This is a genomic window from Paenibacillus sp. FSL R5-0527, assembly GCF_038008055.1.
In the GTDB taxonomy this organism is placed as follows: Bacteria; Bacillota; Bacilli; order Paenibacillales; family Paenibacillaceae; genus Fontibacillus; species Fontibacillus macerans.
Window position 1 is genome coordinate 5,182,352 of record NZ_JBBOYI010000001.1, and the last position, 13,715, is coordinate 5,196,066.

Below are 13,715 nucleotides of genomic sequence, written 5' to 3' on the forward strand. Positions count from 1 at the left end.
TAATGTTACCACCACAAAATGAAAAATGCAACATTTCCACTCTAAATTAAACTACATGTCTGAATTATCCGTGCCTTCCAGCCACCGAAAGAACGGGTCTCTTGGAACTTTAATCTCTACACCCCAAAATAATGCCCTTCTTCGAGATCGGCGATCAGTCCGGGCTGCACCGGTTTCCAGCCCAGAAGCTCCCGTGTTGCCAGACTCCCCTGCGCAGTGTTGAACACGCCTGCGATGTCGAATGCCGCAATGGGGCCAAGAAAGCCAAAATGGGCGGTTGCTTCTTCAGATGTGATGCTAACCGCCGGCACGTTCAATTGCCGCCCGATGACCTCGGCGATCTCGCGGAACGGAATGCCTACATCGCCGACGCCAAGCAGCCGTGAGCCCGCCGGGGCGGATTCCAGCGCCAGTCGGTACAGAACCGCCGCATCCAGGCGGTGAACCGCCGGCCAGCGGTTCATTCCGTCGCCGATGTAGGCGGCGAAGCCCTTCTCCCGGGCGATGTTGATCAACGTCGGCACAAAGGCCCTATCGCCTTCGCCGTGCACGGTCGGTGCAAGCGTGACGATGGATGCCCGAATACCCCGCTCTGCCATGGCGAGCACGGCATCGTCCACGGTATGTCCATTTTCGTGAGGGTGGCCCGTGGTAATGAACGGCTTCCCGGAGCCTTCGAGCGCCGCCCCCATGGCTTGGGCGGCCCGCAAATCCAGAGCCAGCGCAGCTTCAAAGTCGGAAAAGTCGCCGGTGAACGCCAGATGAATCACGCCGTCCGCAGCCGCGGCGGCACTGCGCAGAGTATCGAGATCGTCCAGCGTGCCGTATAGCGCTTCGGCTCCCGCCGCCTTTAATCCCGCGGCTTTCTCTTCAGAACGGCAAAGACCCGTAACTGTATGTCCCGCGCCGATCAGTTCCCGGACAACTGCGGAACCGACATACCCTGTTGCTCCTGTAACAAAAACATGCATAATGATATCCTCCTTCATGAGTTGACTGCTTGAACGTGTTAAGCATAAACTATGAAGTGAACTCTAGGGCAAGCGGCCCAAAGGAGAAATGATCATGAGGATTCAGGAACTGGCGGACAAGATGGGATTAACGATCCATACGATCCGCTTTTATGAAAAGGAAGGCTTGCTGGATGCTCGGCATGTCCGGCGAGAAAGCAACAATTACCGTAACTATTCGCAAGAGGCTGTCGAGCGGTTGAGGCTCATCAAGAATTTCCAGTCCATCGGCTGTTCGCTGGCCGAACTGAAGGAAGCTTTGCAGGAATGCGACACCAATATGAGCACCAATCTGCAGATTATTGAATGGATTCGCGGCAAGAAAAGGGAGATCGAAAGCAAGAAGGAAGAATACGACCAAATGCTGAACACCCTTAACAAGATGCTGGAGTACAAGACGCTGCTCATGGACGATCCGCAAAAAGCTCAAGAGATGCAAAGGACTTGGTATGCCAGTTCTTCCGATTGAGTTGCTTATGGTTTTGTTTGAAATGGATAATTAATGGCATAAGCCATCGTTTCCCGATGGCTTAATGAGGTGACTTACATTCTTTCTTCTCCTAAATTTTTGTCGCATCTTTCGTAAGAGCTCGTACTTTCTCCAAGGTTTGGATTAAACAAAGGTTCAATATACGTTAGACAATAGCTTTCATACTGCTGGGGATAACACGGATCCACTTTACGGCAAACTCCTGTGACTACCCCCTCCTCCATTAACTGCTTGGGCTGGGGATTGTCGGTGCCCTTCTGGCTTTGCTTCTACGCAAGCTAAACCAAGTTTCCGAGTGAGAATCTCATCACAAGTTCACCAATATGGGAAAGACAGCTCAATAAAGAAATATTCTTTGTTTTACTCTCTAAACTTAATTGCCGATAAAAATTGCTATGGAATTGCCCCCGTTACCTCGTAGTTGATAATTCATATCAATTACGGTTAACCATATATGTGCTTGTCATCTTACATTCTTACGGTATATTTCCAAAACAGAATTCGAATGATATCGGGTAGTCTCTGTATGAAGCAGTGATACCAACGATATCAGCCAAAGGAGATCTATGATCATGAAAGCAGCTGTTGTTACGAAGGATCAAAACGTTCACATCGAGGACAAGCAGCTTCGTCCCCTAAAGCACGGCGAGGCTTTGGTCCAAATGGAATATTGCGGGGTATGCCACACCGATCTGCACGTTAAAAACGCGGACTTCGGCGACGTAACGGGCCGGGTGCTGGGCCACGAAGGCATCGGCAGAGTCGTTGAACTGGGCGAAGGGGTCACGAACCTGCGCGTTGGAGACCGGGTCAGCATCGCATGGCTGTTCGAGAGCTGTGGACGCTGCGAATATTGCCTGACGGGCCGGGAAACGCTGTGCCGTGAGGTCAAAAATGCAGGATATACCGTAGACGGCGCAATGGCAGAGCAATGTATCGTCAAGGCGGATTACGCAGTCAAAGTACCGGAGCAGCTCGACCCGGCTGCAGCGACCAGCATCACCTGCGCCGGGGTGACGACCTACAAGGCGGTTAAGGTCAGCGGCATCCAGCCCGGACAGTGGATTGGCATCTTCGGTATCGGCGGCTTGGGCAACCTCGCCGTGCAATACGCGAAGCACGTATTCAATGCCAAAGTAGTGGCTTTCGATATTAGCGACGAGAAGCTGGAGCTGGCGCTTAGTGTCGGTGCGGATTATGCCGTGAACAGCCTGAAGGAGAATCCGGCCGACAAAGCCAAGGAGCTGACCAACGGAGCCGGCCTTGACGCCACTGTCGTTACCGCCGTGGCCAAGAAGCCGTTCAACCAGGCGATTGACGTGGTCAAGGCAGGCGCTCGTGTTGTAGCCGTAGGCCTTCCGACGGACAAGATGGACCTGGACATTCCCCGTCTCGTTCTGGACGGTATTCAGGTCATCGGTTCCCTGGTTGGAACCCGCGAAGACCTGAAGGAGGCTTTCCGCTTCGCCGCGGAAGGCAAAGTCGTGCCGATCGTCAGCAAACGTCCGATTGAGGACATCAACCATATCTTTGAGGAGATGGAGGAAGGCAAAATCCAGGGCCGTATGGTCATTGACTTCACCTCTTCTTCCCAATAGAATCCAAAAGAAACAGGCTCTAGAGCACCATAGCCTGTTTCTTTTGCAGCTCGATTCGGGCGATCACCGCTAACTGCAAATCTTCATGGTCCAGCCAACGTTTAAGTTTAGATATTATTCACAAGCTGCGCATCAATGAGATAAGTTAGTTACTCCAGATTATTTGTGATAACAATAAGGTGGGTAAAGGTGCCACCGATTGCATTTTCTACTTCCATTCTTCCGACGACCAATCCGTTAATCGACACGGCGTCATCTTCTTTTAAGTTACCACTTGGAACTGTTGAAAGTATATCTATAATAGTGTTATCTTCAGTTGACAGTAATACTTCTGAACGTAAAAAAGTTTCAGATTCAGGTGGGTAGTCTTGGACTAAACTGACGATTCCTTCAAAGGCAATAGGCTTTCCATAATAATCCCACGGAGCCTTAAAAACTTTGGCAATATCTTCATGACTGCCTTCCGTTAATGGTCCAGACTCAATTAAGTAATCTAAAGCAATGATAACATTTCCATTCGTTTCTGGGTTTTCATCAGCAAGGTTCCATTCATAAGAACCGTTAATTGCTTGATTTTGAGACGCTGCTTGACTCTCCTCGGCATTCTTTTCTATATCGCTGACCACGAACGACCCAAATACATTTTTGACTAAATCTTCTCCGATCGATTTATAAGAATCATTTGATAAAGAGATAGAAACTGTGTAGATATTTGACTCTAGCGGTACAATAAACTGAGTCAAAATAACTTGGGCGCCAGTAGCGCTGTGCTTGTATTCACATATTAAAATACCTGCATCCCTACTAAAGAACATTTTATCCTCGAATTTCAGCTTCTTAAAATTATCCATCCCCGCAGCACTTTGATTTTGCTTTAAATTTTCTACGGCATACTCTGCAATATCTTTGGCCGACATGCTCGAGAAATTGTTGGGTTCGACTACCACATTGATATTGTCAGCAAACGAATTTTCAGAATTATTGTTTTTCACAGCCATTTTGATCATGGGGTTATTAAATATAGTGATATCGAACTCATCCCAATCCTCCGGATATTGGATGGTGAATTCTTCATTTGCAAAAGTTTTATAGACTATCGGCGAAACTGATTTTGTTTCGCTTTCGGGATCAGTTGCATTTGGTTCAATAATACTGGATTCATGATTACACCCTATTAAAGTTAATGCACAAATTAGTATAGTTAATAATTTTTTCAAAACGGTATCTTCCTTATTATTTCCTCATCGGCTGAGGGATTTGCTTAAAATCTTTCATTTTCCCATCCCATTGTTGAAAAAGGGCAAATTTTCATCTCCAAAATTAAAATCTTATACATCGTTCATGTCTTAGTGTCCCTGCATGCTGCTTGCACGATTATCCCTTTCGTTCAGGGGGGCAGGGGGGTGGGGGCTGTGACGGGATAAAGAAAAAGAGTTGAGGGAAAAAATGAGGCGGTTCAAGCGAGATTTCCGGCTTGAGTAGAGTACTAGGCATGGGAATCGCTGAAGGGTACGTATGTAGCTTTGGGACTGAAGCACTTGCATCAAGTACCTAAACGAGTACACCGGATGCCGTCGGCTGAGCCTACCCGGAGCGGAAGAAAACATGCCCACCTATCTCAGACATATCCCCTACTCCAAATATATCTACCTTGCCCAATTATATCCCCTTCTTCTGAATTTGTCTTCTTCTTTGCCTCCTGAGCAAATGGGATAATCGTGCAAAGTGTCCGGCCACCGGATGTTGATCTGCAACCAACTCATGCAAAAAAGACCAGTTTATCACAAAACTGGCCTTTTGATCTTCAAAACTTAAAATAAGCATGATACCGCTGGTCTTGGATTTGATACAACGGAACAAACCGCATATCGCCCAGGGTGAAACTCATTTCCCCCTCCAATTTTTTCATCCGACCTATGAATTGTTCTTCACTGTACGGCCAAGTAATGAAATCAGCCCCCTCATGGATTGCCGCCAGAACATAAGGCCCGAACAAAACGCTTTTTATGCGAGCATCATCCGGAGCGCTTACCAATCTTAAAGTATACGGAAAAATCAGTTCGACTTTATCGTGTTCCCAGACTTTTTGGATTTGAATATATCCGTCCTCTTGGCGCGGGGCCGCTACAATTTCATCGTTCATCTTTACCGTAATGGAGCGCTCCGCCGCCCACTCGGGAATCCTAAAGCGGATGTTTAACACCTTCCCGCCGTCAACAAAAAACTGCACGGTCTCGGCAAACTCTCCTCTATTTCTTTTTTGGGATACGGTAATCCCCTTCTCTTTCCACGACAAAGTGGACGGTATATACAGATTGACGAACAAGTTATCCTGATCATGGAAATAAATGCTTTCCTGATATTTAAAATGGTTTTCCAAACCGGTGCCATGGCAGCATGTATTTTCATGGGTATCGAATTTCTTGCAAGAACCCGGGGCTAAAGGCAGGAAATAGGTGCTTCCCCCTTCCGCCTTTTTGCTGTTTTCCGTAGCCAAAATATGATTGTAAAGCGTTCTCTCATAATAGTCCATGTATTCCTTTTTAGGCTCAAAACAAAATAATTCTTTGGTCAGCTTTAACATATTGTAGCTGGCGCAGGTCTCTGCGGTTTTATCGGTCAAATAAGCGGCAATCTTGCCGGGCTCTTTGAACATTTCCGTTTCGCCGACACCGCCGATTTGATAAGCGTGATCCTCCGTAACCATACGCCAAAAGTTTTTGGCCGCCTCATAATAGGCTTTCTCGCCTTCCGCCTCAAATAGTTTCAAAGCGCCGATGATTTGCGGAATATGCTGATTGGCGTGCATATCGCCGAGGGTATCGATATTTTCCTTCATCGGGAATAATAATTTCTCATTATCAAAATATTTTGCGGCTGCCAAATAGTTCCGGTTCTGCGTGATCAGGTACAGGTTCGTCAAAACCTCGTTCATGCCGCCGAATTCTCCGGCGATATAAAGTGACCACATTTTCTGGCGTTGTTCCTTGGAGAGCTGGCTCAATCGCCGATATACCCAATCGCCTAAGCGAACGCACACCACCAGGGCGTGTTTATTCCCGGCCAGGGTGTAGCAGTCCAGCAGTCCGGCCATAATTTTATGCAAGGTATAATAAGGTGCCCAAATCGTCGGATAGGTGGAATACTCTTCCAACAGATTAAACTGATCTTCCGAGTAAGCGCTTAGAAAACCCTGATGATAGCCGGGCAGCTCCGACATGACGTTTTGGCATCGGCCCAACTCGGCAATCATATAGTCCATTTTGTCTTTGATGGCCGGATTTCCCCCTGTAGCACTATAGGCAAGCGCTAAAGCGGATAGATAATGCCCTGTCGTATGCCCCTTTAGGTTGCACTCCGGAGCGTCCCAGCCCGTCATCGGTTTGGCGCCTTTGACATCCAAATGGGCGGCCGCCCTAAAATTATACAGCATCTGATCGTCATCCACGGATAACAGATACTCCAGTGAACGGTTCATCGCCGCTGCAAACTCCGTATCCGCCTCAAGCCGTACGCTTTGACCGCCAAAAGCATATACTTTGGGGGTGTGCGGAATCACTTCATCCGCCTCAGTTTTCACTGTCACTTTTGCTTCAGCCTTCCATCCGGTTTCCTCCAGCTTGCCTTGGATCGTAAAGACACCCGTTTGTTGATACCTTTCCCTTTCGATCGGCTCCCAGGAGACATGGCTTACCGTCCGGCTTCCGGTATCGTTTCGGACGACAACGACGGTCGGCAATTCCGGCTTGATTCCTGCTATCGTTTGGACCTCTACTGGATAGACCTCAACGATTTCGGCTTTATACTCTTCTTCCAGCACGGTGACATCAAAGGTTCTCTGTAGGGATTCCCCTTCAAAGGTAACCGTGGCTACCAGAGGAACGATTCGATTTCCAACGCCATGAGTTGGTCTGGTGACCTTGCCAGTATGACTTAAAAAAAGAATTTCTTTCGATTCCCAGGTAATGGATGAGCCATGCTTGCCTGTGGAAGGCAGCTCCAGATCGGTATCCACCGTATACAAATTACCTATATAAATGCTATCGCAGTCCAGTTTCACGATCTCCTGGCGGTGTTTTTTGACCTCTTCCCTATCCATATGCGTACATCCTCTCTAATCTCAAGCTTGTGTTAAGTTGCCGATTTTGTTTTTCACCCAGTTCTTCCCTTCGATAATCCGCGCAATGACCATGCTTATAGCCGTGTCCCCTGTCACGTTCACCATCGTGCAGAACGGATCCGTAATCGTGCCCATAATCACCAGAATCGGAACCGCTTCCATGGGAAAGCCAAAAGCAGTACAGATGAACATCTCGCCAATGAATCCTCCGCTCGGGATCGTGCCAACGATAATTCCGCTGATCAAAGCCACGAGAATCGCCGTAACCATATCCGCCGGCCCCATCGTTATGTTTAAAATTCCGAACAAAAACACGATTTTAATCATTTGAACGCTGACAACCCCGTTTTTATGCACGCTGGCCCCAAGCGGAATAATGATATCGCTGATTTCATCGGGGATGCCCATATCTTTGGCAGCCAGCCGGTTGACCGGGATGCAAGCCGTACTGCTGCAGGTTCCCATGGCGGTCGTCAGCGGCAGCCATATATTTTTCCAGAACCGCTTAAGCCCGGTGGGCCCCCCGCCGTAATATGAGGCTAGAACCGAAAATAAGATGAAAAACAAGATACAGAAGACGGAGTAAATGATGGAAGCCCGGGCCACGGACCATACCACCTGGTTGCCGACTTTTCCGATTAATGTAGCGAAATAACAAGCAATGCCGACAGGTGCGTAATACATGATGATCGATACGATTTTGTTCAACACGGCGGACAAGCTGTTCAACAGCCTGACCACAGGCTCTCCAATCTCCCCGATCGAGCTTACGGATATCCCGAACAAGATGGCAAACACGATTAAGGCCATCATATTTTTTAAAGACAATAGCTCGACAAAATCGGAAACCGTAAACAATCTCACAAGATCCAAAGAGCTGTTGTCGGTTTGCACCGCCTCCCCGAAAGTTACGTGCGAGTTCAGTGCCGGATTAAAAATGAGTCCGCTGATCAGCGCCAGTACGGCAGTAATCAAGCCCGTAACCACAATCACCATAAAAAAGATGCCAAGAATTTTTCCTAGCTTTTTCAAATTCGTCATACTGGCGATCGAACTGGCAATCGACACAAAAACCAGCGGAACGATAATGCAGAACACCAGATTCAGAAAAACATCCGCAAAGGGCTGCAATACGGATGAGCGTTCGCCAAGAATCGTACCGGCAATCCCGCCGACCAACACGCCGGCCAGCAAAATAATCGAAAATTTATAATTTTTTAAAACACCCAGCATTGCTCTCACCTCATTCATGATGTTGTTTGCCTTGGATAATAACGCTTACAAAACTGCTTCACCGTCGACGGAATGAAAAAGTTTATAACCTAAGTATGGAAGCAGGGACGGGTTTTTAAAATAATTAAAATTAGCAAAGAATAGTTCATTATTAACTTTTAAAATATAACATTATTAGCATTTCATAAACTTCAGCACCTTCGCCGAATCCGGTCTCCAACTCTTGTCATTGATTTCTCCCCATTTAAAGTGATATCTTAAATAAAACAAAATGAACATTGGAGGAATTCGGAATGTTATATATCAATTTCAGTTGTCCTCCACTGCCCCATCTGATTGTTGGGGGCATTTCACTTTTTCGGAAAGGCGACATTCATGAACGGCGTATTCTTAACAATACCTTTGACTTGATCTTTGTATTTAGCGGAGCGCTTTATCTGGAGGAAAACGGACGGAAATATATCGTGGAGTCTGGGCAATTTTTAATTTTGCCGCCGGACAATCTGCATAAGGGATACAAACCGTGCACGACCGACACTGCCTTTTCCTGGATTCATTTCTCCACAACGGGCAGTTACTCTTATTCGGAAAGTCCCATTTCCTATGTATCCGCCAAAATGAACAAACACAAGTATTATAAAAAAGATACTTTTTACATTTCACTGCCGCAGTACGGAATGATCGATAAGAGCCTACACGACGTCCTAAAAAGCCACATGGACGATATCTCGCAAGTCAAAATCGATAAATATCACAATGAAAAGCTGTTTTACCCTTCCACCATTTCGCAAATTCAATATCAACAGCTGTTTCTTAAAATATTGACCATTTTTTGCGACTCTAATGAACGTACCGTTGAAAAAGACGTTGCGGCGGAGATTTACGATCTGTTTACTTTAAACTATGAGCAAAGTTTTACTTTGAACGAGCTCGCCGAGCAATACGCCTTCCATCCCGCCCATATTATTCGCTGCGTAAAACATAAATACGGTATGAGTCCGCTGCAATTGTTGTTGTCGATCCGTCTGAACAAAGCCAAGCAACTGCTCGCGGACCAGGATAAAACGGTAAACTGGATTGCGGCTTCCGTTGGTTTCTCCGATACGTCCTATTTTTGCAAGCAATTCAAAAAATCAATCGGCATGACCCCATTGGAATATCGAAAAATCATCACCACGCCCGCCAAAAGTGAATAAATCGCGCTGAAAAAGGCAACCTTAACCACGAAATCCCCAACGAAAATCATTACAGTTCAGGAGGAGTTTAACGTGGCCAAACCAGATGACCGTTCCGATAACGTGGAGAAACTGCAGGATAGCATTCAAGATACGATCGAAAACTTCCGTGAAGGACAGGATTACCTAAGCGAGCATGCCGACGAAATCTCCGGCGGAGAGAAGCAGCACATCGAGGAGAAAAACGAAAGACGCCTGAACGCCATCGAAGGCATGCGCGAAGAAGTGAAGGATGAGGCTGCGCATCAGAGAAGATCCTAAAGAGGTTGTTCAAAAAACTCAAACCAAAAAAGGGGTGCTCCGCGGCCAAGCCTGTTTGGCCATGCGGGCACCCCTTCGCTATGCTTTTCGATTAGGCTTCGTCCCAAACGCTAACTTCCTTCATCTTGTCGCCAGGGCGGATTTCATCCACGAGTTCCATCCCCGAAGTAACTTTGCCAAATACCGTGTGAACCCCGTTCAAATGCGGCTGCGGCTCATACACGATGAAGAATTGGCTGCCGCCCGTGTCTTTGCCGGCATGGGCCATCGACAAAACGCCGCGTTCGTGCTTCGTCGTATTGGTAGCCGTTTCGCATTTGATCGTGTAGCCAGGCCCGCCGGTGCCGTTGCCGATTGGACAGCCGCCTTGCGCCACAAAGCCCGGAATCACGCGATGGAACGTTAGTCCGTTATAAAAACCGGAGTTGGCCAGCTTCTCGAAGTTGGCTACCGTGCCCGGAGCTTCTTCCGGCAAAAATTGAATTTCTACCTCCCCGCCTTTTTCCAAGACGATTTTGCCTTTTTTCATATCGTTACACACCCTTCTTCTTTAAGGTCTTTAGACAAACCTCTTTCAGTTTACTAGAAAAAAGCCCGGCACGCAAAACAGCGGAACCGGTCCGCTTTCGCTGGTGGAAAGACGCAACCGGTTCCGCCTCTTATAAAAGATCCGATTATTTCAGCGAAGGTTGCTTCGAAATCCGCTCCGGAATCACGTCGCACGCGACCAGATCCTGCAGCGATTCCCGCTTCACGACCAAATCGCTGTGCCCGTCTTGGACGAACACGACCGCCGGGCGGCGAATCCGGTTGTAGTTGCTGGCCATGGCGTAGTTGTACGCCCCCGTGCAAGCGACGGCAAGCAGGTCGCCGCTATTCACTTTCGGCAGCTCCACGTCCCAGATCAGCATATCGCCGCTTTCGCAGCATTTGCCGGCGATCGATACGGTCTCCTCGTTCTCGTCATAAGCGCGGTTAGCCAGCATGGCTTCGTATTTGGAGTCGTACAGCGCCGGACGCGGGTTGTCCGTCATCCCGCCGTCGACCGCCACATATTTGCGCACGCCGGGGATGTCCTTGCTCGTTCCCACTGTGTACAGCGTGGTGCCGGCGTCGCCGACGATGCTCCGGCCCGGTTCCACCCAAATTTCCGGAAGCTCGGGATAGCTCGAAAAATGCTGCTTCACCGCATCGGTGATCGCACGGACGTAGTCCGCCACTTTTAGCGGAGTATCTTCTTCCGTATAACGGATGCCGAACCCGCCGCCCAAGTTAACCACCTTAAATACGACGTTCAGCTGCTCTTTCACCTGCATCGCAAACGCGGCAACGCGCTCCACGGCAAGCTGGAAGCCCTCCGTTTCGAAAATTTGCGATCCGATATGGGAATGAACCCCAAGCAGATTCAGATTGAGGCTCAGGGAAGCCAATTCAACCGCTTCAAACGCGGAGCCGTTACCGATGTCGAAACCGAATTTGGAATCCGTCTGCCCGGTGGAGATATATTCATGCGTATGAGCTTCAACGCCCGGCGTCACGCGCAACAGCACGTTGACCTTGATGCCTTTCTCCGCGGCGAGCGCCTGCAGCATGTGGAGCTCGGTAAAATTGTCCGCCACAAAACAGCCGATGCCTGCCGACATGGCCATTTCCAGTTCATCCAGCGTCTTGTTGTTGCCATGAAAATGGATGCGCTGCGCGGGAAAGCCTGCTTGCAAAGCCGTAAACAATTCGCCTTCGGAGACGACGTCAAGCGACAATCCCTCCTCTTCGGCCAGCCGGCACATCGCCATGACACAGAATGCTTTGCTGGCGTAAGCTACCTGAAAGGACAGCCCCGATGCCCGGAAAGCATCCATATATTCACGGCATCTTTGCCGAACGAGTGCTTCATCTACGATATATAGCGGCGTGCCGAATTGTTGTTTCAGCTCAACCGTGTCGCAACCGCCGATCTCGAGATGGCCTTTTGCGTTGATTTTGCTGGTACCGTGTAAATACATTCTATGCAGTCCTCCACTTTCAATTTTACACCAGTATAGCAAACAACCGGTGCGCTGAAAAATGGATTTTTTCGAATAACATTTGTGTTTTGTGCAAGACAAGCCAATAACCCTTATTTTTTAGGCATTCTCGTACTGTCCCGCGTTCTGTTAAACGACGGTCTTTGTTTGGAGGTCATGACCGGAACGCGGATCAATACGGCCGCCATGGCCTTTGCATTAAATGGTATAAATGGCCACAAATATGAAGCGTTGTACGAGCGCCGCATCGTCAGCAGCACGATAAACGCAGTTACCCCGACAATGAATCCAGGGGCCCCGAATGCCGCCACCGCCAGCAAAAGAGCAAGCCGGATGATCCGGTTGGCCAAGCCCAGCTCATAACTCGGCGTCGCAAACATCCCGATCGCCGCCACGGCCATGTACAATACGACCTCATTGACGAAAAAGCCGGTCTGTACGGCGATGTCCCCGATCAGGATGGCCGCGATCAGACCCATGGCGGAGGCCAGCGGGGTCGGCGTGTGGACCGCGGCCATCCGCATTAAATCGACGCCGAATTCCACGATCAGAAACTGGGCGATCAAAGGGATTTTCGCGGTTTTCTCCGGTCCGAGAAAAGCGAGCAGCGCCGGTTTGTATTCGGGATGAACGACGATCAGAAGCCAAAGCGGCAGCAGAAACAAGGATGCCAGGATACCGAAAAAGCGCACCCAACGCAAATAAGTGCCCATAAACGGCGTTTGCCGGTTTTCCTCCGCGTGCTGGCACAAATCGAAAAAGGTCGTGGGCAAAATCATAACGCTGGGTGAAGTGTCCACAAACACGACGACCCGTCCCTCCATCAAATGGGAAGCGACCACATCGGGGCGTTCCGAATAGCGCACCAACGGGTACGGATTCCAGCCCCGGTGCACGATGGCCTCCTCCAGCTGCTTGTCGGCCAGCGGGATACCGTCGATATTAACCGCTTTGATTTTTTCGCGTATCGAATCCACCTGCGTTTTATCGACGATATCGTCCACATAGGCGATACAAACGTCGGTACGCGTACGGCGCCCGACGCTCATCACTTCGAACTTGAGCCCGGGGTCGCGAAGTCTGCGGCGTACCAGCGTAATGTTAGTGACAAGCGTTTCGGTGAATCCGTCGCGGGCGCCGCGAACGACCCGTTCCAGCGACGGCTCCTCCGGGCTGCGGATCGGATAACTGCGCGTATCCATCAGCACGGCGTATTGTTCCCCATCGATGAACAACACGCTCATGCCGGTCAGCGCTTTGTTTACCGCATCGCTTAATTTGTCCGTCTTCTCCACCTGAATATGGGGGATATACAGCTCGAAAAATGAACGCAGCGCACCCTCCGTGAGATCTTCCGCAGTCAGGTAAGTCAAGCGCTTGAGGATTTGCTGCATTACTTCAGTCCGGGCAAAACCGTTGATAAAAAACAAAGACGTGCTTTTGCCGCCAAAAGTCATGTCCCGGATTACGATGTCAAAGCTTTCTCCCAGGCCGACGACTTCCTTCAGCGTATGTTTCGTCGTGGACAAGCTTCTGCTGATGTTGTCGCTTTTCTGCCAGTATATAATCGATTCCTTGACGTTATCGGACCGTTCCATTTCCTTTTTCCGATATTCCGTTCTGCTCTCCGGGTAGTGATCGCTGACGAGCACATTCTCCTCTTCACCGGGAACGAAATCCGGAATCACCTGCGGATGGTCCGCATCATCTTGCCTCGGTCCGTTTTGTTCATTTTCCATCATTG

General features: G+C 49.0%; 11 protein-coding genes. 4 read left to right on the top strand and 7 right to left on the bottom strand.

Translation table 11 applies throughout. From position 1 onward, the window contains the following. Window positions 1–116: 116 nt before the first annotated feature. Window positions 117–971 carry an SDR family oxidoreductase gene (locus tag NYE69_RS22935; RefSeq protein WP_340928069.1) on the bottom strand — a complete coding sequence of 285 codons (855 nt, stop codon included), beginning with the start codon at window positions 969–971 and terminating at the stop codon, window positions 117–119. A gap of 94 nt (window positions 972–1,065) precedes the next feature. On the opposite strand from NYE69_RS22935, the gene NYE69_RS22940 reads away from it, so the two are divergent. Beyond that, complete coding sequence (locus tag NYE69_RS22940) at window positions 1,066–1,479, top strand: MerR family transcriptional regulator (protein WP_340928070.1); 414 nt, start codon at window positions 1,066–1,068, stop codon at window positions 1,477–1,479. 593 nt (window positions 1,480–2,072) lie between these two features. After that, window positions 2,073–3,098 (top strand): alcohol dehydrogenase AdhP, encoded by a 1,026-nt coding sequence (gene adhP / locus NYE69_RS22945; RefSeq protein WP_340928071.1) that lies wholly within the window; start codon window positions 2,073–2,075, stop codon window positions 3,096–3,098. Window positions 3,099–3,247: 149 nt separating this feature from the next. Here the strand turns inward: adhP and NYE69_RS22950 are convergent, their stop codons facing one another. From NYE69_RS22950 to NYE69_RS22960, 3 genes are all read right to left on the bottom strand, one after another. Next, complete coding sequence (locus NYE69_RS22950) at window positions 3,248–4,315, bottom strand: hypothetical protein (RefSeq protein WP_340928072.1); 1,068 nt, start codon at window positions 4,313–4,315, stop codon at window positions 3,248–3,250. 587 nt (window positions 4,316–4,902) lie between these two features. Beyond that, a complete protein-coding gene (locus tag NYE69_RS22955; RefSeq protein ID WP_340928073.1) occupies window positions 4,903–7,197 on the bottom strand; it encodes a beta-L-arabinofuranosidase domain-containing protein in 2,295 nt (764 codons plus the stop codon). A gap of 21 nt (window positions 7,198–7,218) precedes the next feature. Further along, a complete protein-coding gene (locus NYE69_RS22960; protein ID WP_328271812.1) occupies window positions 7,219–8,451 on the bottom strand; it encodes a dicarboxylate/amino acid:cation symporter in 1,233 nt (410 codons plus the stop codon). Between the two features lie 293 nt (window positions 8,452–8,744). On the opposite strand from NYE69_RS22960, the gene NYE69_RS22965 reads away from it, so the two are divergent. Continuing rightward, window positions 8,745–9,647, top strand: coding sequence for an AraC family transcriptional regulator (locus NYE69_RS22965; protein WP_328271811.1), 903 nt, complete (start codon window positions 8,745–8,747; stop codon window positions 9,645–9,647). A gap of 72 nt (window positions 9,648–9,719) precedes the next feature. Then, window positions 9,720–9,947 (top strand): small acid-soluble spore protein Tlp, encoded by a 228-nt coding sequence (gene tlp, locus NYE69_RS22970; protein ID WP_328271810.1) that lies wholly within the window; start codon window positions 9,720–9,722, stop codon window positions 9,945–9,947. A 91-nt stretch (window positions 9,948–10,038) separates the two neighbouring features. Here the strand turns inward: tlp and NYE69_RS22975 are convergent, their stop codons facing one another. The 3 genes from NYE69_RS22975 to NYE69_RS22985 form a co-directional block, all read right to left on the bottom strand. Next, complete coding sequence (locus NYE69_RS22975; protein WP_124332645.1) at window positions 10,039–10,476, bottom strand: peptidylprolyl isomerase; 438 nt, start codon at window positions 10,474–10,476, stop codon at window positions 10,039–10,041. A gap of 145 nt (window positions 10,477–10,621) precedes the next feature. Then, window positions 10,622–11,950 (bottom strand): diaminopimelate decarboxylase, encoded by a 1,329-nt coding sequence (gene lysA / locus NYE69_RS22980; protein ID WP_328271809.1) that lies wholly within the window; start codon window positions 11,948–11,950, stop codon window positions 10,622–10,624. Window positions 11,951–12,063: 113 nt separating this feature from the next. Next, complete coding sequence (locus NYE69_RS22985; protein WP_412761714.1) at window positions 12,064–13,710, bottom strand: spore germination protein; 1,647 nt, start codon at window positions 13,708–13,710, stop codon at window positions 12,064–12,066. Window positions 13,711–13,715 lie beyond the last annotated feature (5 nt).